We start from the raw sequence: 20,303 nt of genomic DNA on the forward strand, positions 1-20,303 counted from the left end.
TTACTAAGTAAGTTTGTGAAGAAAAATTCCGCAGAAAAGACAAAAAGCGTAGTTCTCTAACCACGTCGTGAGTTATAACTTGAAAATAATTGCCAGTATGTTATAATGAACATAGAAAAAGGAGCTGGTCTGCAAACCAACTCCTACGTAGAACCGTTTAAGACGGTGGCTCGTAATAACTATTAAAGAATAGCCGTTACTGTTCCAAAGTATTGACGGCTATTTCTTTTTGTCTTCGACTTTGAAGATTTTACAGCACAAGCCAATCAAAGCAATGGTAAAGGTACCAAAACCAAAGATAGTTTGCACAACTTCATACGCAGTCAAAAGTGCTCCTCCTTTCCGTCAGATTTTGATGAATTGCCCATAGGCATCACCTCTCTTTCAGGGGGTGGAGCTACCGTCTTTGCGAGGTTGTTGCCACTTTAGTGGTCTACAACATCACATCCCTTTAGGGACACTTTTCTACCCTACTATTATACCATAAAAGCAATAAGCAGATAGACCACCTATCTGCTTATTCTCGTTTAGGCTTCAATTTCAAGCACCTTAACCGCATCGGTATGCGTGAGGTTGCTATCTAATCGCTCCATACACAGATACCCAATTTGTGACTGATGAGCATACAACTCATGCAGGGCTCGAACGGACAAAAGGTGACGTTCAATAAGCCAAAATTTACGCATATCCCCAAAGGCAATGACCTTACCTGTTGTTGGCATAAAAGGGCTAATTTCAATAGGGTGTCCAAACAACTCTGTTGCCCCGTAAGGGAGAATCGGCTGGTTGTTCTTATCCACTAGCTTATGGAGTTTGAGTTTGGTTTCCTCATTCATAATCCACGTACCAACTTGTCGGTACTCTGGCGATAGAGACAGGTACAAGGCTTCAACCCCTTCAAGGGTTAGGGTGTCCTCTTGACTGCCAACTTCAGCCCGTGTTAACAAGCCTGTTGGCTCGCCTTCTCCTGTTCCCAAAAGGCAGAGCTGTTCTTCCTTACGACCAAACTCTCGTGCCATTTCTCCCGAGATATAAGCGTCCACGTTGAACTGTTTATCTAGAACTGTGTCTTTGTTTACCAAAAAGAGAGTGGTGAGCTTATGGTCGCTAATGCCCAGTTGTGACTCCTTGACTTCCTTGGCAGGAATGTCCTCTCCCACCGCCATGGTTTCGACGCCTGCTTGGTGGGGTTTGACCATGAAAATATTGGTATGTCTACCCAAGCGTTGGTGGACCGTTCCGATACGACGAAAGAGGTTGTGAGCCTTCAACTGCTCAAAGGCTTGGCTAGGGAATTGATAGTAGTGATGAGCGGGCATTTTACCCTCGTTCAGGTAGGCGTTAATCTCATCATTGCGATTGTTTCTGAAATAGTTACGAATACCGTAGTTGTATTCCTTGCTTGTCGTGTAATGGTTCATAAGTTTAGTCTCCTTTAAGTTTTGAAAAATACTGGCGAGCACTGCGATAGGTTTTGAAGTGTCGCTCATAGTCTTGGGATTTAATCATGTAGAGAAAGGTAATGGGCTGTCTGTGAATGTAGAACACAACGGGTCGCTTGTCCCTGATGAAAAAGTCATGCCCCTCCCAGTCGTCATAACTGAACAATTCCGCATCCAGTTTTGGTCGTCTAAAGAGTTTTTGAAAGAAAGTCATAGCCACTCCCCTTACATCGTACGAAAATAGTTGACAGCCTCCCGATAGGTTTTGAAATGTAACTCACCATCTCGGCTCAATATCATGTAGGGATAGGGAACGGGGTTCTTGTGAATCAAGAGCACCACAGGTTGCCGATTTTTCATCTTATAGGCATAGCCGTCCCACTTCCCAAAGCTAAAGTCCTTGGCAGATAGACCAGGCCTCATATTCATTCCTTGGTTTAACATTCTTATTCTCCTTTACATTTGACTGTATTGTTGCCCACACGAGGTGGTGGTTTGTTTGATAAAAAGTTCATCCTAAAAAGTCCTCCCCTTCTTCGACCAAGCAGTAAGCCTTAAAAATAATGCCCTTACCAACACGTTTGACCATGTCTTGGTAACTAACGCCTAAATGCTTAGACAAAATAGCTTGGAAATCCTTCTTCGTCTTTGAGAAATTATTGTTATTCTCCTGACACCAACGCACATAGGTCCGATAGACTTGAGTAACTGTGGGATTATCATTATCGGTATGTTCTTCCATGCACTCGGTAAAGAAGGACAAGACCGAGTTGTTGGCAATGCGGTAGTTGGTCCGCTCCTCAATCAAGCGACTTGGTTCGGTAAATTGATAGCCCTTATCCACCACCGTTTTTAGTGCCTTGATGGCTTGTTGGACAATGCCGTTACGCTCTTGGTAGAGTTTATCCAGCAGAAACTTATCTTGCTTGTCCTTAGCAATCACATTAGGACAATGGACTTGAAGAATACGGTCATAGACCCATTGCCCGTCGTCCCCACCAAATCTCGGCAGCTGGTTCATACAAAACCAAAGCAGACCATTGTAGGTAAACTCAAAGCCATTCTGTCCCTTGAACTCCGCAAAGAGGGAATCACCGCCAGTACATTTCTTGAAAGTCTTGAGTTCATCAATGGTCAGAAAGGACATGTCAGATGAGCCAATCAGTCGCTTGCCGTAGATGTTGCCAGTCCCAAACCGTGCTTCTATCTCTCTAAGGTCAATGCCGAGGTAGTTACCTTTGCCTAAAATCCGCTCAACCAGACTCTTGAGTTGCGATTTCCCCGTATTACCTTCGCCATAGAGAAAGAGTGCCTTCTTCATCCGCCAACCCTTGATATTAGACAGACACACGCCCATGAACTGCAAGAGAAGTTCCTTGATTTCTTCATCGCCATTGGTCAGATTCGCCATAAAGCTATCAAAGACTGGAGTGGGTTTAGGAACTTCCTGCCAATCACAGTTGAGCTGAACGGTTGAATAGACCTTGCTGGAATGGGGGTGGAGTATCATGGTCTCAAGATTGAGCAGACCATTCTTGAAATTGATAAGATGCTCATCACCGTCTAGCCTATGTTGGGGGACAAAGGTCAAGTCTGTCGTCAGTTGCTTAAAGACCTCATCAACCACAGACATCTTGAGGAGCCTTTCATCTGATTCTATGATGTAGGACTTGATTAGTCCCTTGAACATGTCATCGGCATAGAGCTGGTAAACACCGTCTTGATAGACATACTTGAGGACTCCGTTCTTTGCCGTGTCCCTAACAAAGATGTAGTCCAAGTTTTGCCTGATATGATTGGCTAGTTTGGGACAGTTAATCACACACTTCTTGCCATTGAAGTCAATAAAATCCACTCGCTGACTCAAATCTCCATAGAAGTTACCCTGACAGGATTGAATGGCTTTTCGGAGAGTCTCTTCTCGATAATCGTCTCGCTCCCACTTCTCACGGTAAAGAGCTGACTCACGAAAGAGTTGGTCAAGCAGTGGGGGATTATCCCCAGTCCAGAAAACCATCATAGAACACAAGGACAGGTCAGCTTCTGACTGGCTGCCGAAATCTGAGTAGTCACCTTGGTCAAAGAGTTTTTTGAACTTCTCACCGTTCTTAGCCTTTCTCATCTGACAAATAAGGTCAAAGGTGTCAACCTCTTCTGTCGGCTCTGCTTTGTGCCGAGACATGTAATCATCCAAAACAGACAGGACACTCTCTGTCACATCTGTCACTGGCATATCTGAGATAGTATCCCCAGTGAAGACACAGAACCGCTTGGTCAGGCTACCGAAGTAGAGTTCCATCTTGTTATGTGGGTTCTTGGTGTAGTAACGAGATGAGAGCTTATCTCCTTCGATAGGAAGAAAGGCTTCATTGACCTTGCCGTAAAGATGAACACCATTGCCTGACTGGGAGTGTTCAGCGTAGGTATCAAGTCTTGCCAACAAATCTATAACCACCTCGTCCTCAAGCGTCCTATGGTCGATGTCAAGGAAGAAATAGCCAGCTGGCACGACAAAGCCCACACCATCATAGAACCTTGCTTTGGCAAGAGCCTGCTCATAAGTCATGGGCTTACGATAGATAGGCATCTTGTTCTTGCGACCGTCTTTCTCGACCAGTTTCCAGTTGTGCCAAATCGTTTGAGATTTAAGGTCTTTCATGTTAATTCCTTTCTATATTTTATTACTATCGTGTTTTTTTAAAAATAATAACATATATGTGTTATAAATACAAGCGAAAATATGACGAATTTTGGTAAAAACTTGACTTTTTAACACGAACGTAATATTATAGAACTATATCAAAGGAGAAAAGCATGAATAGAGTCAAAGAATTACGTAAAAAAATGGGATTAACCCAAACAGAACTCGCTGAAGCGATTGGAACAACACAGGCAACCATTACCCTCTGGGAAAATCAAAAACGAGCACCTAGCTTTGAGATGCTCGTTTATATGGAAGATGTCCTAAAAACCAATATGAACTATATCATGGGCAATAGCAATGACCCAACACCACCTCACCAACCAACTGAGAGTGACTTAGAAGCCTTAGCCCTATCAGAACTCGAGGAAGAGTTTAGCGAGACACTTCTTGCCTACTTGCAGTTGGATAATGACGGTAAAGATGCCGTTAATGCCATTATGTTTCAGCAGCTGAAACGCTGCGAACGTGACGGTACAGCTATCAAAAGCCCAACTCAAAAGGTTATCGTCAAGTTATAGAGACCAAAAGCCGTCACGCAGACGGCTTATTTTGGTATCAAATACCTTGTCTTGCGACTGGCTATTCAGTCCATTTAGAGGTAAACTGTAAGCAACTAAAGATGAGGAGGAAACCACATGAGAACTCTTGAAGAACTTTATGCTTTCTACGGAGCAACGGACAGCCTTATCCCTTTCAAGGATTGGTTGTTGGTTGCTTACTATAATGGCAGAGCATTTCAGATAGACTTTTATAAGACTGAGGACAAATTACCAAGCTCCCAAAACTACCTTCGCCACTATGCCAAAGTAAGAACTTCAGAAGTTAGTTTTGTCGACCAAGGCCATGCCCTCAAATGGGCATTTGACCAATTGACTGACTAAGCACCCACAGGCTCATGAGGAGCCTTTTTTCTGTTGTGTGTAAAAAGCACATAAAAAACTACATGGGTAAAACCCAGTCATATCAAGGGTTTGAGGGCTGTCGTGTAGTTTTTAGCCATTTTTTATACTCCCTTTTATTTTTTACTCACGCTCCTATATTCATTTCTATTATTTTTTCTTTAGAGAATTGAAAAATACTACATTTTCTACACAGATGTGGCTTAAAGACAGTCATACCAAGGATTTAAGGCAATGTAGTTTTTTCTAGGACGCTACATCAAACTACACCGTGACTGAAAAACTACACGACATCACCCTTTTCGTTCAAAGGTTAAGTAAAATTACCTTAATTTACATAAATTCAGCTATTTATGTAAACTTTTCAGCCGTTTTAAGCCCTTTTTTCAAACAAAGTTACGAAACATACCCTCCCTAAAAAGCCTATTATAGCAAGGATTGTGGGCGATATTTGGGTAAAAAGATGTACCCATCCCCCAATTATGCGAAAACACACACACGAGAGGGCGTCGGTCTTTCATGACTTTCACCTTGGAGATTTAAGTCCCCCTACCCTTAGAAAAGTTTGGCAATCGACCCTCATATCCTTCACTCCCAAAAGCAATCACACTTCAAAAGCTTTTTGAAATCTTCTTCACTACTTATACCCCTTATGACTGGATAGCTATCAACTATTATTGTAAACTACAAGAAAAAGAAAAAGGGTACTAACCATGAATACTTTTGATAAAATCAGAAAAATCTACCATGACACTTACCTTGTCCTCCAGCCTAACGACACCGTAGAGTTCGGTCGCTTTGTCAACTTTGCCTACCACTACTAGGAGGTATTCAGCGGTGGTAATTTCCAAGTCTTTCATGCGATTGATGACAAGGAGACCTTGGTATATGATTGTAGCTTTGTGGACTTCCAAAAAGCAAAAGCCATCTACGATGCCATGGACGATGCGGACGACATCCAGTTTAGCAAACTAGCTAGGCTGTTAAACAAACAAGTGGTCAGGATTAGTAGAGTTGAAACGTTGTCAGAGTAAAGTAAAAAGGGCTGTTGCCCTTTTTTGTTATATTTTTATCAGCCAGCTATTATTTCTCAATCCAATTCAAATAATCTATAGACTATTTCATCAATCTCTTTCTGATTGTTTTTTCCTTCGTAGATAATCTCATCAACCAATTTAGTTAACTCATAATTGGTTTTAGAATCAATTTTTGGGAAAGGTAACTCAGATAGATTTCCTTTAAGAACCTTTAATTCACCAAAAAGTTTTTCATACAAAAATTGGTACAAACTTGAGTTTAAAAAAGCTAATACTGATTTAGTAGACATACCAGGAATGTTTGGTATCAAGATATTAGCACTATTCAAGAATAGACTAGAGGAATCATCGTATGCAAATATCAGTTTATTTGATACAAACTTATAAACTAATTTTTCTTTAGCTCTATATATTTCATCTTTAGCTACTTGTTGGAAAGAATCTCTATCGTAATAGATGTAATTCTTAGCTTCTTTTAGTTTAAATTTATCTATTTCCTTTCCAGTATATATCTTCTCTAAATTTGGACCGTCACTAGACTTTAACTTTTCTTTATTGTTTCCTGTAACTATTCCTAGTGCCCATTGACTACTTGATAGTGAATAAGCTGATCTACTTAATACCTTTTCCACAATTTGTTCTTCCTGTGGTTTCAATAATGAAAAAACCTTATTCTCTGTATGATTAAATGCAGTGTACTCAACATTGAACTCTTCGTTTTTATTACGAATTGTAACTGTATTAGATTTAACTCCCTTGATGAAATTCATACTAATAAAATTTGTTACAACTCCAGTAAATGAAGAGCTATATTGGTGTATCTCATGCAAATCATGATTAGATATTATAAACTCACGAATAACTTTGTGTGACTTAACATTAAGAATTGATTCTGGAAACAAAAAATTGACTCTACCGCCTTCTTTCAATAGTTTATATGATTTTACAAAAAAGTGTACAAAAGATTCTTTTGAATCAATCAAATTGGAAACTATTTTTGTCTTATTCCCCCATGGTGGATTAGTTGCAATGAAATCAAAGCTATCATGTGAACTAAAGAATACCTCATCTTGTAAAAAATCTCCACATAGAATTTGAGGTTTAAAGTTAATATCTTTATAAGAAAGAATAAGATTCACTTTTGCGATGAAGGCTGCAATTGGATCCTTTTCAATACCAAATAAATTTGAAGGATTATTTGTGCGTACTCCCATCAAAAATGCACCACTTCCACAGCAAGGATCGAGAAAAGTTGTTTCCTCCGTTAAATCAAATTCGTACAACATATCATTTACAATTTGTCTTGGTGTATAATAAGAACCATTCTTATTTTTATCTCCCTCAGTTAAAAAACTTTGGTATAATGCCCCAAGAAAATCATCTTTGTTATTGAATCTAGGAATTGTTTCGTCAATTGGTATTAAGTCAATATTATTTTCTCTTTGAAAAGCTAATAATATCTCTTGAACTGATTGCCTCTCATATATTCCCTCTATTTGTAGTAAACTCACCGCAATGCTGTAGATAGCCTCAGTTACAGCACCTGTATATGTTTCACTTATTTTTTCAATGAGATTAATCTTATCAGTATCTTGTAGGTACTCAACTGGTATTATTTTTTTTAATGACTTTTGTTTATTAGCACGACTCTTTAATTTATCATCTATATTTACTGATAGTTTACCCCAATTTCGTCGTGTCGCATCTGAAATTATATTTTCCATTTGCCTCCTTTCAATCGTCTGTATATTACCTCAAGTTAAACTTATTATCAAGTCATTTTTAGCTATTACCTAATGCTATAAACAACTTATAAAGTTCTTCATAACTAACCCATCGATATAACTGATTATCAAGGTGATACTGGATTGTTTTATCATTTAAATGAAACTGACCCTCACCTTCATTCCCACGGTGCTGTTTATTTGAATAATTAGGCAATGAAAATACGTCCTGACTATCCACCTTAAATATTGCAATTCTATCTTGGAAGAATAAGCCATAATAGAGAACATCAAATTCGGCAGTCTTTACCTGTTGAATGTTACAATCAAATTTTGAAGTATAGATATCATGACTATCCATCATTCTATGTTCCACTGTTGAATCAAGAATTTGTTGGATAACATTCTGCTCAGTAATTGTGGACTTACTCTTCTTCATCACAGTTGAAAACTTTACTTCAATACGATTCATATCAGAATCAGTTAAATCATATGCCAAAGTACCTGACATTTCTACACTGACTAACGCCTTAATCATATACTCCGCTACAGTTCCAAAACGTCTTGTACGTAAAGAAAAGATTCCCTCTTTAAATTCTTGAATGTTCATGCTAATTTCCTCCGTCTTTTAATAATTTATATAAGTCCTCGTATGTCATTTCTCTTTCCAAAAAACCACTCGCTTCCTTATGCCAAATGAAATTTGAATTCGTGATATGCATTTGGCCTTCACCATCATTTCCCTTATGTTGCTTATCAGATAAATTAGGAATCAGTTTATAAAAAAGGTAAAAACCACTCCCATCACGGTATTCATTAAGGATCGATAATATCTTTTCTATTTCTATTTCTTCTTGACAGATACTGACCAATTCACTAATGTATTTTTTATCATTACTGAAATCAAGAATTTTATAATTTCCATTAGGTACTTCAATTTTTGAAACTATCTCTATTTCATCATTTGCCTTTTGAAGTAAATCTAAAACATTTTTTTTATTTGATTTATCGGTACTGATACCTAATCTGCGACGGATGAAGTTTTTATCAGCTTGCGAAAAACCTGAAGAACTACTCGCCTGCTTACTTAAACATTCATCAAGTAATGATTTGATATCAGTTCCATATTTAAAATAATCACTATTTTTTTTCAAAAAAATTACTGAGTAATTTTCCTTAATCCATTCACAATCCACTTTAAAAATGTAAATTTTTTCACTAAAAAAGAGACCATAGTATAACACATCAAACTGATCTGGCTTTATCTGTTGAATATTACAGTCAAACTCCTGTAAATCACTCGAATGGACTTTTCTATCCTCATTCCCATCTGCACTTTTTAAACAAGTTTCTAAAATATTCTCAGGAGTAATAGGCTCAATTTCCTTTTTCCTTACACAAGAAAATTTTACCTCTATTTTTTTTTGCGTAGCAACATCTATTAAATCATACTCTTTAACTCCTGAAAAATTATATGTATAAAGCTTAGAAAGCATAATTTCTGGTAATCTTCCAAAACGAATTGTTTCAAGATTGAATATCCCCTTTTGAAATTTTATTAAGTCATCATCTTCATCACGAGTTGATTTTTGCAATTTAAACTTTCTCATTATTGTTTGTTCCCTTATCATATATGAATAAATTATATCACATTTATACAAACAAAAACAGAGGGTACGTTTATCCCCATTAACACCTAGTCTGTGGAAACAACTCTGTACCCCCTAGGGTTTATAGAAATACATTACTCTACCACCAAACTATCAAACCTGCTAGTTCAACTTCAACTCTCACTCTGATACTTACCCCATATACGACAAAAAGCCCTGATATCAAGGCTTTTTACTATCCCTTTCGTTCAAAGGCTTCTAGGCTTTCACCAGCAAACCAACTACCTCGACGTGATGCGTCTGTGGAAATAAATCAACTGGTTGCACTTTTTTGAGTTTGTATCCATTTGCTTCATAGAGTTTGACATCACGCGCCATGGTGGCTACATTACATGAAATATAAGTAATTTTATCAGGTTGCATACTGATACTTGATTGGATAAAACTTTCTGTCAAGCCTTTGCGTGGTGGGTCTACAATGATAACATCTGGCTTAATCCCTTCGTCTAGCCACTTTGCCATGGCTTTTTCAGCCGTATTGCAAACATAAGTTGCGTTAGTGATCTGATTGCGAATAGCATTTTGTTGACTATCACGCACTGCACTCTCAATCACCTCTACACCATAAACTGCCTTGACCTTGTCAGCAAAGGATAGACCAATCGTTCCTATCCCTGAGTAAGCATCAATCACGACACTATCATCAGATAAATCAGACATTTCAATCGCCACTTGATACAATTTTTCAGCCATTTCTGTATTGACTTGGTAAAACGACTGGGCAGAAATCTCATAGGTATGGCCCAACATCATATCGGTAATGGTTTCTTTACCATAAAGCAGTTTAAACTCATTCCCCAATATCGCATTTGTCTTGGCATCGTTAATATTTTGCATAATAGATACTAATTGTGGAAAGTCTTGGGTCAGTTGAGCAATCATTTGATCAATTTTAAAGATTTTAGGTCTTGTGGTGACAAAAACCAACATCATCTCACCAGTATAATGGCCTTTTCGCACCAACAAATTTCTGATTAAGCCTGTCTGGTCTTGTTCATTGTAAGGTTTGACATCATAACGACGCAATAAATCCCTTGTCGCTCGAATCAACCTGTCAATATCCTTATCCTGAATATAAAAATCCTCAATCGGTATCAGATCATGTGACTGTTTGCGGAAAAAACCTGTCTCCAATTGCCCCTTAACACGACGCACTGGTACAGCCGCTTTATTGCGATAGGCTAAAGGATGAGGCATACCAATTGTTTCAGGTACAGTGATATCCGAAACACCCGCTATCTTATACAAGCTATCTCTCACTTGCTTTTGCTTAAAGAGTAATTGAGCATCGTAAGTCAAGTGACCCAAATCAGCAATCCCCGAACGCAGATAGGTCAAATCCAAATCCGATTGACGATCCTCTGATGTGGTCACATATTCCTCCACCTTACCAAAGCCGATTTTTTTATTAACCTTAAGGACACGCATGAGGATTTTTTCACTTGGCAGAGCATTTTCAACAAAAAAAACATGACCATCAACCTTAGCAACGCCTAAGCCCTCATGGCTTAAATCACTAATCTCAACTTCTACAATATCATTCTTAGCTAACATAACGTCTACTTTCTACTTTTTCTAGCTACATTAAAAGAGGCAGTAAAACTACCCACCTCTCTATTTTCAAAGGACGAACAAGATACTATAGGTTTCTCCGAATACCATTTTGTTCATACTGTCATTATACCACAGTTTAACGCAATCCTAGCTCTCTTAATTCTTCTTGATATCTCACCATATCAATCAAGAGACCTTGTCCTCCATAACTATCATAATCATCTTGCCAATCTCCCAATTGGGGAACTGTCTCTCGTTCAATATGTGAGTCACCTTTAACAAAGGCTGACAAACCTTCGCTCAATAATAATGGATATGAGACATTGGTTGACGTTAAAGCATAGATTTTCCCCAAGGCTTCTGAACCTGTAAATAATTTAGTGGGATCTTTGATTTGCGATAACATAGCTGTCATAACTTGTTGTTGTCGTTTAGTACGACCAAAATCACCTTCATCATCTTTACGGAATCGCGCATAATTGAGTAAAGTCCTACCATCCATGCGTTGTTTGCCAACACTAATCGTCTGTTCAGGAACAATTCCATTGGCCATGCGTAAATCATCAGGAACAGCAACCGTATCAACCACCTGACCATCAACAGTTGCAAACTGCGCATCAATCAGCACACCTTTTGGAAAAAGAGTGTCAACCGCCTCAGCAAATGTTTGAAAATCAATCATGATATAGTACTTAATATCAATATCAAAATTTTCTTTCAAAACTACTCGCATCAATTCAGCACCTTGATGATTATCTTGTTCACCGATTGTAAAAGCACTGTTGAGTTTATGATCAAACATTCCCTCACCACTAACACCTGGAATAGTAACCAAAATATCTCGCATAAAGCTCACTAACTTCATTTTCCCATCTTGCCCACCGATATTCATGACCATGATTGTATCTGTTCTAGCTTGGCTAGATGCCTCGGTTAAACGCTGATCAGAACCTAGTATGAGAATATTAGTACCATCTCTGCTTTCCTGTCCGTCAAAAAAAGCTGTCATCGCTGGTTTGACGTCAGTATTTTGAGAGCTAACCCCATAAAGCCCTTTAATAAACATTCCAATCATTCCTAGTAGCAACAATAGTATGATGAACAGAATAATTTTCAACAATTTTTTAAACCGGTGGTTCTTTTTCTTAGGTATAGCATTTTGTTTGTTTCGTCTATTGTATTGCCCATTTTTATGCGTGGCGGTTTCAGATTGGTGATCTAGCTCATAATCTCCTTGATTTGCAGTATCTTCTGTATCCATTTTAGATAATGTAGATGCTTCAACAGAACTGGAATTGCTCACTAGACCTTCATTTGAAACTACTGCATTATCAGTCTCTAGCATTTTGGTCTCTGCAATCTCTTTAGATACCCCATGTTCAGCTAAAAATGCCTTCATTCTCAAATGAAGCGTATGAAATTCTTCTAGATCTTTCTCATTAAGGTAATCAAAATGAGATAATAAATATTCAAAACGCAATTGGTCTTGCCGACTAAATATCACTTGCTTCTTATCTGTCATATCCTATCTCTATCTTTGCTTTTTATATGATTGAACTGTGTAAAACTCCCATGACTATACATATCAAAATTCTATACCTTAGCCCTATAAATGTCAATTAAGAACTGACATTTTACCTATAAGCCTAGTTATGTGATTCTAAGATAGCTAAAACTATCAAACGGACTACATCTTTTTTTATTCACAAGCTACTCTCCTTATAATAATCAAGCACCTCTTCTGGTGTCAGAGTAGAGACATCTATAATCTTTGTAGCTACTTCTTCATACCATAATTGACGGCGTTGATATAGCTTTTCAAGCTCTTCTTTAGATTTTAACTGGAATAATGGTCTATGAGAACCCTTATCCTTTACAAGACGGTCATACAAGGTTTCAAAATCAGCTTTTAGATAAATCACTTCGTCTGCTTGTCGCAAAAGCTGACGATTTTCAGCTAAAGTCACAATACCACCACCAGTAGCGATGACCATATTTTGGGGGATTAATTCTTTGAGAAGGAGATGTTCTTCTTGACGAAAACTGTCCTCACCCTTGTTAGCAAAATAATCTGATAAAGACATCCCAAATCTATGTTCTAATATGATATCCATATCCAGATAATTAGCCGCTAAGCCTTTAGCGAGGCTTGTTTTCCCCGCTCCCATAAAACCGATGATCAGTCTAGCCATGTCTTAGTAAGACCTCCAAATCTCTAAAAAATTGAGGATAGCTAGTGTTAATTGCCTCAGCCCTATCCAAATTCATCGTACTACCATCTGCAACGATTAAAGCTGCTATGGCTGTCATCATTCCTATACGATGGTCTCCAAAGGTATTTACATCTGCACCAGTTAAAGGTGTTGGACCATCAATAACCATGCCATCTGCCGTTGTTGATACCTTCGCACCCATACTATTCAGAATATCTGCCACTACTTGAATACGGTCAGTCTCCTTGACTCTCAATTCTTCTGCATTCTTAATAATCGTTCGCCCATTAGCTTGTGTTGCCAACAAGGCTATAATAGGTAATTCATCAATCAAGCGAGGAATGATGTCTCCAGCAATGGTTGTGCTAACCAATCGAGAGCTTTGGACTGTTATTGTCGCTGACTTAGCCACATCATCTTGGTCAGTTATGCTGATTTGCCCCCCCATATCTCTAACAACATCAAGAATCCCTGTTCGTGTCACATTTATTCCAACATTTTCGAGTATAATTTGCGAATTTGGAACAATCAATCCTGCAACTAGCCAAAAAGCTGCACTTGATATATCTCCTGGGACTGTAATATCTTGTCCCTTCAACACCTGAGGACCAACTAATCTGATTTCCTTACCTTGAACAGTTAGGGAACCCCCAAACTGTTCAATCATATCTTCAGTATGATTGCGTGTGACATCTTTTTCGATAATCACTGTCTCTCCTTCTGTTTGCATGGCAGCAAACAAGAGAGCTGATTTTACTTGAGCTGATGCTACAGGGAGCTGATAAGTCACTGGGCGTAAGCGGCTATTTCCCTTAACAATTAAGGGAGCAAGATGCTTTTCAGTTTGTCCTGCTAATTTAGCTCCCATGTGAGTTAAAGGAATAATAATTCTATCCATAGGACGTTTAGACAAGGAATCATCCCCAATAAGGATTGCTTCAAATGATTGACCTGCTAAAACACCCGCGATTAAACGCATGGATGTTCCTGAATTTCCCATATCTAACTGCTCATTGGGACGTTTTAGACCTTTAAAACCAACACCAGTAACAATGATTTCCTCATCCTTATCATCGATACCAACGCCCATTTGACGAAAAGCCTTGATGGTAGATAAGACATCTTCACTTCGGAGAAGACCTTTAATCCTCGTCACTCCTTCTGAAACACTCCCAAATATAATGGCACGATGACTGATTGATTTATCACCTGGAACTCTAATGGTCCCACGTAAGCCTAAAGCATGTGTTTTTAATATCATTGATTTTCTCATTTTAATCAGAAAGGAGCAAAAGCTAGGCTTTTAGACAGTCATTGCTTTTACTCCCAAAATCTATTAGATTAAGTCTTTCAAGGGTTGGAAGACAATTTTTTCCACATCTGCAATATAAACAGACAACCGTTGTTGGTTTTCAAAGTAATCCTTTACTTTTGGATTAGCTTCCAAACGTTGCCCTAATGCTGTCATTGTTTGTTGGTCTTCATCGCTTGGCATTTGACCAGACTGCATCATCCCTTGTAATTTTGTTTGGAAAGTTACAAACTCATCCCACAAAGCTTTTGCTTCTGAATCTGATGCTATCACTTGTTTTGCAGCAAGAACTGCTTGATATTCGGGTAACTGACGAATACCACGTTCTAATTCATTGGCTAAATCATAAATATTAACTGTCATCATTTTCTCCTTTAAATTGTTTTATGTTTAATATGTTTTAGTATAGGCACGGTGGTTATCAACAGCTTCTATCAATTCGTCCATATTATCTGACGAAAATTTCTCTAACACTTCGGTTGCTAGAACAGTTGCTACTACACCTTCCATCACAACTCCTGCCGCCGGTAGAGCCGTTGGATCACTGCGCTCAACACTTGCTTTATAAGGGGCATGAGTTTTTATATCAACACTCATCAGAGGTTTGTAAAGGGTAGGTATGGGCTTCATCACCCCTCGTATGATAAGTGGTTGACCATTAGTCATTCCCCCTTCAAAACCACCTAGATTGTTAGACTTTCTTGTATAACCATCTTCTTGAGACCACGCAATCTCATCCATTACTTCTGACCCTTTGAGATAGCCTGCTTTAAAACCAAGACCAAATTCAACACCTTTGAAAGCATTTATAGATAGTACTGCCTGAGCTAATTTCCCATCTAACTTACGATCCCATTGCACATAAGAACCCAAACCAACAGGAACTCCCGAAACTAATGTTTCAACAACTCCTCCTATGGTATTCCCCTCTTGTCTAATTTGATCAATATAGGCTTTGATACTTGCCTCTTGACTGGGATTAACTATGGAAAGATCTGATTGAGCAACCAGTTGCTTTATCTCAGCTATAGTAAGCTGCTCAGGAATATCTATCTCAATTCCTCCAAATACAACAACATGGCTACAGATATCCATACCGATTTCTGCCAATAGACGCTTGGCCACTGCACCAATGGCAACCCGCATGGTTGTTTCTCTAGCACTCGACCGTTCCAATGTATTCCTTAAATCAGTAAAACGATATTTAATACCACCTACTAAATCAGCATGACCTGGACGTGGTTTGGTCAATTGACGAATTGATTTGCGGTTATCATCAATGTCGTGAACAGACATCACCTCTGTCCAATTTTTAAAATCCTTATTTGTCACTGTCAAGGTAATTGGGCTACCAATCGTGAGACCATGACGTACACCAGAGCTAATCTCAACTCGGTCTGATTCTATCTGCATACGCTGTCCACGACCATATCCTCCTTGACGACGTTTCAGTTCAATATTGATATCATCCTCTGTCAACCTTAAACCCGCTGGAATTCCCTCAATAATAGCCGTTAAGCGTGGACCATGTGACTCACCTGCGGTAAAATACCTCATGCCTTATACTCCAAAAATTCTTTGATTTCTTCAATCGGTACCTGATAAATCATTGCCTCCCCAATCTTAGGCACAAGCACCAATTTAATCCGATGACCTCTTGCTTTTTTATCATGTAAAATAGCTTGATACAGGGATTCAGACAAATCTGTCTGATATGCGGTTGGGAGACCAAACTTCATACACATTTGATATATTTTCTCTGTTAGACCTGTCTCTATCAAACCTTTTTGCTCAGCAACCCTGCTCATTTGTATCATACCGATTGCCACTGCTTCACCATGCATCAACTGACCATAACCTGCTGTCGCTTCAAGAGCATGACCAATAGTATGACCAAAATTTAAAAATAACCTATTACCATTATCAAATTCATCTTCTACAACTAATTGACATTTCACTAGACAAGACCGACAAATCAACTCATCTGCATTGTCTAATATGGAAGCGGAAGAACCAGACATCCTATTCAAAAGTGACCATAAATCCTGATCTGCAATCAAGCCGTACTTAATAACTTCTCCCATCCCCTCAATCAACTCCCTCTGTCCGAGGGTATAAAGGGTATCTGGATCAATCAAGACCCCATCTGGCTGTGCAAAAGTTCCTACCATATTCTTAGCGAAAGGCGTATTCACACCTGTTTTTCCACCAATTGAAGAATCCACTTGAGCCGTCAAACTGGTTGGTACATGAACAAAGGGAATGCCTCTCATAAATGTTGAAGCAACAAAGCCTGCTAAATCACCTACAACACCACCACCAAGTGCCAATATCCCATCTGAGCGTGTCAATCCAGATGTCGCCAAATAATGATAAATCTGATTGACTGTTTCCAAGTTTTTTTGGGACTCGCCATCAGGAAAAGCAAAAACACCTACATCAAAACCAGCACTTTCAAGACTAACTTGTACTTGCCCAAGATAAAAAGAAGCAACACGGTTATCAGTGATGATAACAACCTTTTTCGGAGACCATAATCCCCTAAGCCATTCTCCCACTCTCGACAATGAGCCTCTTTGGATAAGAATTTGATAAGGATGTGTTGCCAAATTGACATCTAATCGCATATTATTCCACTTCCTTACTACAATGATTCCTCAAAGCAGGCCAAATCTCACGCACTGGCATCTCACGACCTGTCCATAGTTGAAATGACTCAGCTGCTTGGTACAATAACATACCTAAACCATTGATCACTGTCAAATGTTGTTTTTTTGCCATGGCTAAAAATGGTGTCTCCATCGGATGATAAATGAGGTCAACCGCAAGTGACGTTTTTGAGAAAACAGTATCTTTGGGAACAGGTAAACTTTTACCATCCATACCAATACTTGTCGCATTAACAATAATGTCAACGGCCATAACCTTCTCTTTTAGTAGCTCATCATCCGTTATCGGATATACTTCAACTAGAATACCTGTTTCTTTTGAGAGATATTCTAAATATGCCTTTGTATCAGCTATATAATCCTCTTTAGTGAATACTATGATCTTACCAAGACCTGATAAGGCGCATTGGGCCATCACTGCAGTTGCTGCACCTCCACTACCTAGCAATACCATCGTCTTATTTGTCATATCATAGTGAGCAATTTCTTTTAGACTACGTACAAAGCCTAACCCGTCTGTATTATAGCCGATCAGTTGATCATTTTGTAATACAATTGTATTGACTGCGCCAATTAGCTCTGCTTCTGGACTCAGGTCATCTAAAAAAGGAATAACAGCTTTCTTGTAGGGCATAGAGACATTAAGTCCAAACATATTATACCGCTTAATATTTAACAAGGTATCATAAAGGTCTACTTCCTTAATCTCCCAAGCAACATAAACACCATTAATACCCGTCAAGTCAAAAGCACTATTGTGAATAAACGGTGATAAAGAATGTTTGATTGGGTCGGCTATAACAGCAGCAAGCCTAGTATAACCGTCAATCTGCATCTAATATCTCCAATAGATACTTAAGATTCTTCAATGATAACTGACCTGGCGCTGTTTCTTCATCTACAGTACCAAACGTCCAAATGCTACAAATTAGCTGACCAGCAATACGAGATAGCCTGCCAAGTTTTCCCATGGCAACCGCAACATAGTCCTGCTCTGGATTTAAAGCCTTAAATCCACGCGCATAATTCATCAAATCTAACACATCCTGTTCTGTCTGGGGCATTACAGCAATTTTAACAACCCTAGGAGACAGAGCAGTTAACTCCGAAAAGATGGCCATTAAATTTTCAGGTGTTTCTACAAAATTATGGTAAGAAAGGATTAAATTAGGAAAATCAAGCATTTGATCAAAAATCGCCTGATATGAATAATATTCAAAATCAATGTAATCAGGCTGATACAACTGGCGAACATCTTTAATCAAACTAAGATACTCCTCATTAGAGAGATTGATATTCCCGCCTTCCCTAACTGTACGCAGTGTAAAAATCACTTCACGTCCTTGAAATGCTTCAAAAATAGCTGGAGCAGCAGTCAGAATATCCTCTTTAGGTAAATAATCTGCCCTCCACTCAATAATATCGGCATGCTCATATTTTGAAAGGTCCAGTTGAGTAGCCTCTTCTAATGTCCGTGGTGTTACAGGAACAACAATTCTCATAAATCTACCTTTATCGTAAATACCTTTAAGTAATTACTACTTTCATCATTTTTGTTAGTTGTAAAATCACTTGGTAACTGTTTCAAACTAAGATAAGTGTGTTTAGTATTCCCAAACCCTTTTTCCAATTCTTTTTGAAATTGTGAAACAGATAGATTAGACGCATTCGTACTAGCAATAATCACACCTTTAGGTGATAAAATGTCAAGACTTTGAGCAATCAAGCGGTGATAATCTTTTGCTACTGAAAACGTCTGTTTTTTATTCCGTGCAAAACTAGGTGGATCAAGGATAATCATATCGTAAACCAAATTATGACGTTTCGCATATTTAAAATAATCAAAAACATCCATAACTACAAAACGATGTGGACTCAAATCCAGATGATTTGCCTTAAAATGTGCTTCTGACAAATCTTTGGAACGTTTAGCTAAATCAACAGATGTCGATTCTTGAGCACCGCCCATAGCAGCTGCTACTGAAAAAGCAGCCGTATAAGAAAACATATTTAAGACTTTTTGACCACGCGATAAGCCTGATACTAGTTCACGCCTCACATCGTGTTGGTCTAGAAAAATCCCTGTCATTAAGCCGTCATTCATAAAGACCTGATAACGAACACCATTTTCTAAAACAGTAAAACACCCTGGTGCTTCTTGACCATATAAATGAGCTGACTCATAGTTTAAGCCCTTAAAGCGAATTTTCTCATATGCTCCAAGACAGTCTGCATAGACCTCTCGGAAAGCTGCGACAATAACATCCTTGTAATGATATACGAAAGTATTATACCAAGAAAAAACCGCAAAATCGCCATATAAATCAATCGTTAAACCACCAAAATTATCACCGTCTTGGTTAAAGAGACGATAGGCTGTTGTCTCAACATCGGTTTCAAAACTTTGTCTCTTTTGCCTTGCCTTTGTAAACAAATCAACAAAAAACGATCTTGTCATAGCTTGCTTTATTTCTGAGATTAACCAACCTATCCCCTTATGTTGTGATGATAAGTATGCAGTTCCCAAAAATCGACCAGAATGTCCAAATAAATAAACTAACTCATCCGTTTGAGTGACTTCTGGAAAATCACGTGCTTCTAAACGTTGCTGACCTGCTTTTAATTTTTTCTCAGCAAATGTACTTACTATCAGATTATTCATAGCGCTATTATACCAAAAAATAACATTTTCGCCAAACAGACACCGTTCTTTGTATGTGTCAAGTTTTCCTCGGAAAAGGTTAAAAGTCCTCTATCCACTTCTTAAGTTGTCCAATTGGTGTGCTCGTTGCCCCATTCAAAGCGATTGTCGCCTGTGGAATGGTGTGAGCGTCGTGATTAGCCTTTTTCAAAATCTGTCGCATATTAACCCTAATCTCAGAGCCAAACAAAACCTCTTGATGGCTGGCTCTATAACGGTCTTTAAAGTCGTGATTGCGTAGGGCTGTTAAAAGAATGGACATATGCTCAGCTCCCTTTTGTCGCCAATTGCGTCCCTGACGTTTCATACGGTTGGTGTAAAAGCGGTGCCCGCTCTCACAGACGCCAACGCCTGACGATACACTTAAACCACGCTCAG

Annotated in this window: 21 protein-coding genes and 1 pseudogene; 2 read left to right on the forward strand and 20 right to left on the reverse strand. The window is 38.6% G+C overall.

The window, feature by feature from the left end; all coding sequences use genetic code 11:
* Positions 1-219: 219 nt before the first annotated feature.
* The 5 genes from ACVRZH_RS06470 to ACVRZH_RS06490 all read right to left on the reverse strand — a co-directional run bounded on the left by ACVRZH_RS06470 (position 220) and on the right by ACVRZH_RS06490 (position 4,101).
* Complete coding sequence (locus tag ACVRZH_RS06470; protein WP_447454484.1) at positions 220-327, reverse strand: putative holin-like toxin; 108 nt, start codon at positions 325-327, stop codon at positions 220-222.
* A 200-nt stretch (positions 328-527) separates the two neighbouring features.
* Positions 528-1,421 (reverse strand): phage major capsid protein, encoded by an 894-nt coding sequence (locus tag ACVRZH_RS06475; protein WP_447454485.1) that lies wholly within the window; start codon positions 1,419-1,421, stop codon positions 528-530.
* A gap of 4 nt (positions 1,422-1,425) precedes the next feature.
* Positions 1,426-1,656, reverse strand: a complete 231-nt coding sequence (locus tag ACVRZH_RS06480) for a hypothetical protein (protein ID WP_447454486.1) — start codon at positions 1,654-1,656, stop codon at positions 1,426-1,428.
* A gap of 11 nt (positions 1,657-1,667) precedes the next feature.
* A complete protein-coding gene (locus tag ACVRZH_RS06485; RefSeq protein ID WP_447454487.1) occupies positions 1,668-1,886 on the reverse strand; it encodes a hypothetical protein in 219 nt (72 codons plus the stop codon).
* Between the two features lie 67 nt (positions 1,887-1,953).
* Entirely contained in the window at positions 1,954-4,101 is a 2,148-nt protein-coding gene (locus ACVRZH_RS06490) for a phage/plasmid primase, P4 family (RefSeq protein WP_447454488.1), read from the reverse strand.
* Between the two features lie 155 nt (positions 4,102-4,256).
* Between ACVRZH_RS06490 and relB the strand changes: the two genes are divergently transcribed.
* A complete protein-coding gene (relB, locus tag ACVRZH_RS06495; RefSeq protein WP_447454489.1) occupies positions 4,257-4,664 on the forward strand; it encodes a type II toxin-antitoxin system RelB family anti-toxin in 408 nt (135 codons plus the stop codon).
* Between the two features lie 117 nt (positions 4,665-4,781).
* Positions 4,782-5,027, forward strand: coding sequence for an Nmad4 family putative nucleotide modification protein (locus tag ACVRZH_RS06500; protein WP_447454490.1), 246 nt, complete (start codon positions 4,782-4,784; stop codon positions 5,025-5,027).
* Positions 5,028-5,752: 725 nt separating this feature from the next.
* Here ACVRZH_RS06500 and ACVRZH_RS06505 read toward each other — a convergent pair.
* The 15 genes and pseudogenes from ACVRZH_RS06505 to ACVRZH_RS06575 form a co-directional block, all read right to left on the reverse strand.
* The gene (locus ACVRZH_RS06505) at positions 5,753-5,959 is read right to left on the reverse strand and encodes a hypothetical protein (RefSeq protein ID WP_447454491.1); all 207 of its coding nucleotides are present in this window, start codon (positions 5,957-5,959) and stop codon (positions 5,753-5,755) included.
* A gap of 176 nt (positions 5,960-6,135) precedes the next feature.
* Entirely contained in the window at positions 6,136-7,806 is a 1,671-nt protein-coding gene (locus ACVRZH_RS06510; RefSeq protein WP_447454492.1) for an N-6 DNA methylase family protein, read from the reverse strand.
* 58 nt (positions 7,807-7,864) lie between these two features.
* Positions 7,865-8,416, reverse strand: coding sequence for a hypothetical protein (locus tag ACVRZH_RS06515; RefSeq protein ID WP_447454493.1), 552 nt, complete (start codon positions 8,414-8,416; stop codon positions 7,865-7,867).
* Position 8,417: 1 nt separating this feature from the next.
* Entirely contained in the window at positions 8,418-9,416 is a 999-nt protein-coding gene (locus tag ACVRZH_RS06520; protein WP_447454494.1) for a hypothetical protein, read from the reverse strand.
* A gap of 258 nt (positions 9,417-9,674) precedes the next feature.
* Positions 9,675-11,030, reverse strand: coding sequence for a 23S rRNA (uracil(1939)-C(5))-methyltransferase RlmD (rlmD, locus tag ACVRZH_RS06525; protein ID WP_447454495.1), 1,356 nt, complete (start codon positions 11,028-11,030; stop codon positions 9,675-9,677).
* A 136-nt stretch (positions 11,031-11,166) separates the two neighbouring features.
* Positions 11,167-12,552: an LCP family protein gene (locus tag ACVRZH_RS06530; protein WP_447454496.1), complete on the reverse strand. Its 1,386-nt coding sequence runs from the start codon at positions 12,550-12,552 to the stop codon at positions 11,167-11,169.
* Positions 12,553-12,733: 181 nt separating this feature from the next.
* A complete protein-coding gene (locus ACVRZH_RS06535; RefSeq protein ID WP_447454497.1) occupies positions 12,734-13,222 on the reverse strand; it encodes a shikimate kinase in 489 nt (162 codons plus the stop codon).
* Positions 13,215-14,504 carry a 3-phosphoshikimate 1-carboxyvinyltransferase gene (aroA, locus tag ACVRZH_RS06540; protein WP_447454498.1) on the reverse strand — a complete coding sequence of 430 codons (1,290 nt, stop codon included), beginning with the start codon at positions 14,502-14,504 and terminating at the stop codon, positions 13,215-13,217. Before aroA ends, ACVRZH_RS06535 begins: the two co-directional genes overlap by 8 nt.
* Before the next feature lie 75 nt (positions 14,505-14,579).
* On the reverse strand, positions 14,580-14,918 hold the full coding sequence (locus ACVRZH_RS06545; RefSeq protein ID WP_447454499.1) for a YlbF/YmcA family competence regulator: 339 nt from the start codon (positions 14,916-14,918) through the stop codon (positions 14,580-14,582).
* A 27-nt stretch (positions 14,919-14,945) separates the two neighbouring features.
* Complete coding sequence (gene aroC, locus ACVRZH_RS06550) at positions 14,946-16,112, reverse strand: chorismate synthase (RefSeq protein WP_447454500.1); 1,167 nt, start codon at positions 16,110-16,112, stop codon at positions 14,946-14,948.
* Positions 16,109-17,182: a 3-dehydroquinate synthase gene (aroB, locus tag ACVRZH_RS06555; protein WP_447454501.1), complete on the reverse strand. Its 1,074-nt coding sequence runs from the start codon at positions 17,180-17,182 to the stop codon at positions 16,109-16,111. The genes aroC and aroB overlap by 4 nt, the downstream gene beginning before the upstream one ends.
* A gap of 1 nt (position 17,183) precedes the next feature.
* Complete coding sequence (locus ACVRZH_RS06560; protein ID WP_447454502.1) at positions 17,184-18,059, reverse strand: shikimate dehydrogenase; 876 nt, start codon at positions 18,057-18,059, stop codon at positions 17,184-17,186.
* On the reverse strand, positions 18,049-18,726 hold the full coding sequence (gene aroD / locus ACVRZH_RS06565) for a type I 3-dehydroquinate dehydratase (protein ID WP_447454503.1): 678 nt from the start codon (positions 18,724-18,726) through the stop codon (positions 18,049-18,051). Before aroD ends, ACVRZH_RS06560 begins: the two co-directional genes overlap by 11 nt.
* Positions 18,723-19,886 carry a class I SAM-dependent rRNA methyltransferase gene (locus ACVRZH_RS06570; RefSeq protein WP_447454504.1) on the reverse strand — a complete coding sequence of 388 codons (1,164 nt, stop codon included), beginning with the start codon at positions 19,884-19,886 and terminating at the stop codon, positions 18,723-18,725. The genes aroD and ACVRZH_RS06570 overlap by 4 nt, the downstream gene beginning before the upstream one ends.
* A 79-nt stretch (positions 19,887-19,965) precedes the next feature.
* Positions 19,966-20,303, reverse strand: a pseudogene (locus ACVRZH_RS06575) (hypothetical protein); the annotation flags it as partial.

This window comes from Streptococcus fryi, from assembly GCF_053206505.1.

What these genes read in the sequence shown, in the direction of transcription:
- ACVRZH_RS06475 (WP_447454485.1), bottom strand. Translation starts at nt 1,421, where the DNA reads ATGAACCATTACACGACAAGCAAGGAATACAACTACGGTATTCGTAAC.
- ACVRZH_RS06480 (WP_447454486.1), bottom strand. Translation starts at nt 1,656, where the DNA reads ATGACTTTCTTTCAAAAACTCTTTAGACGACCAAAACTGGATGCGGAA.
- ACVRZH_RS06485 (WP_447454487.1), bottom strand. Translation starts at nt 1,886, where the DNA reads ATGTTAAACCAAGGAATGAATATGAGGCCTGGTCTATCTGCCAAGGAC.
- ACVRZH_RS06490 (WP_447454488.1), bottom strand. Translation starts at nt 4,101, where the DNA reads ATGAAAGACCTTAAATCTCAAACGATTTGGCACAACTGGAAACTGGTC.
- relB (WP_447454489.1), top strand. Translation starts at nt 4,257, where the DNA reads ATGAATAGAGTCAAAGAATTACGTAAAAAAATGGGATTAACCCAAACA.
- ACVRZH_RS06500 (WP_447454490.1), top strand. Translation starts at nt 4,782, where the DNA reads ATGAGAACTCTTGAAGAACTTTATGCTTTCTACGGAGCAACGGACAGC.
- ACVRZH_RS06510 (WP_447454492.1), bottom strand. Translation starts at nt 7,806, where the DNA reads ATGGAAAATATAATTTCAGATGCGACACGACGAAATTGGGGTAAACTA.
- ACVRZH_RS06515 (WP_447454493.1), bottom strand. Translation starts at nt 8,416, where the DNA reads ATGAACATTCAAGAATTTAAAGAGGGAATCTTTTCTTTACGTACAAGA.
- ACVRZH_RS06520 (WP_447454494.1), bottom strand. Translation starts at nt 9,416, where the DNA reads ATGAGAAAGTTTAAATTGCAAAAATCAACTCGTGATGAAGATGATGAC.
- rlmD (WP_447454495.1), bottom strand. Translation starts at nt 11,030, where the DNA reads ATGTTAGCTAAGAATGATATTGTAGAAGTTGAGATTAGTGATTTAAGC.
- ACVRZH_RS06530 (WP_447454496.1), bottom strand. Translation starts at nt 12,552, where the DNA reads ATGACAGATAAGAAGCAAGTGATATTTAGTCGGCAAGACCAATTGCGT.
- ACVRZH_RS06535 (WP_447454497.1), bottom strand. Translation starts at nt 13,222, where the DNA reads ATGGCTAGACTGATCATCGGTTTTATGGGAGCGGGGAAAACAAGCCTC.
- aroA (WP_447454498.1), bottom strand. Translation starts at nt 14,504, where the DNA reads ATGATATTAAAAACACATGCTTTAGGCTTACGTGGGACCATTAGAGTT.
- ACVRZH_RS06545 (WP_447454499.1), bottom strand. Translation starts at nt 14,918, where the DNA reads ATGACAGTTAATATTTATGATTTAGCCAATGAATTAGAACGTGGTATT.
- aroC (WP_447454500.1), bottom strand. Translation starts at nt 16,112, where the DNA reads ATGAGGTATTTTACCGCAGGTGAGTCACATGGTCCACGCTTAACGGCT.
- aroB (WP_447454501.1), bottom strand. Translation starts at nt 17,182, where the DNA reads ATGCGATTAGATGTCAATTTGGCAACACATCCTTATCAAATTCTTATC.
- ACVRZH_RS06560 (WP_447454502.1), bottom strand. Translation starts at nt 18,059, where the DNA reads ATGCAGATTGACGGTTATACTAGGCTTGCTGCTGTTATAGCCGACCCA.
- aroD (WP_447454503.1), bottom strand. Translation starts at nt 18,726, where the DNA reads ATGAGAATTGTTGTTCCTGTAACACCACGGACATTAGAAGAGGCTACT.
- ACVRZH_RS06570 (WP_447454504.1), bottom strand. Translation starts at nt 19,886, where the DNA reads ATGAATAATCTGATAGTAAGTACATTTGCTGAGAAAAAATTAAAAGCA.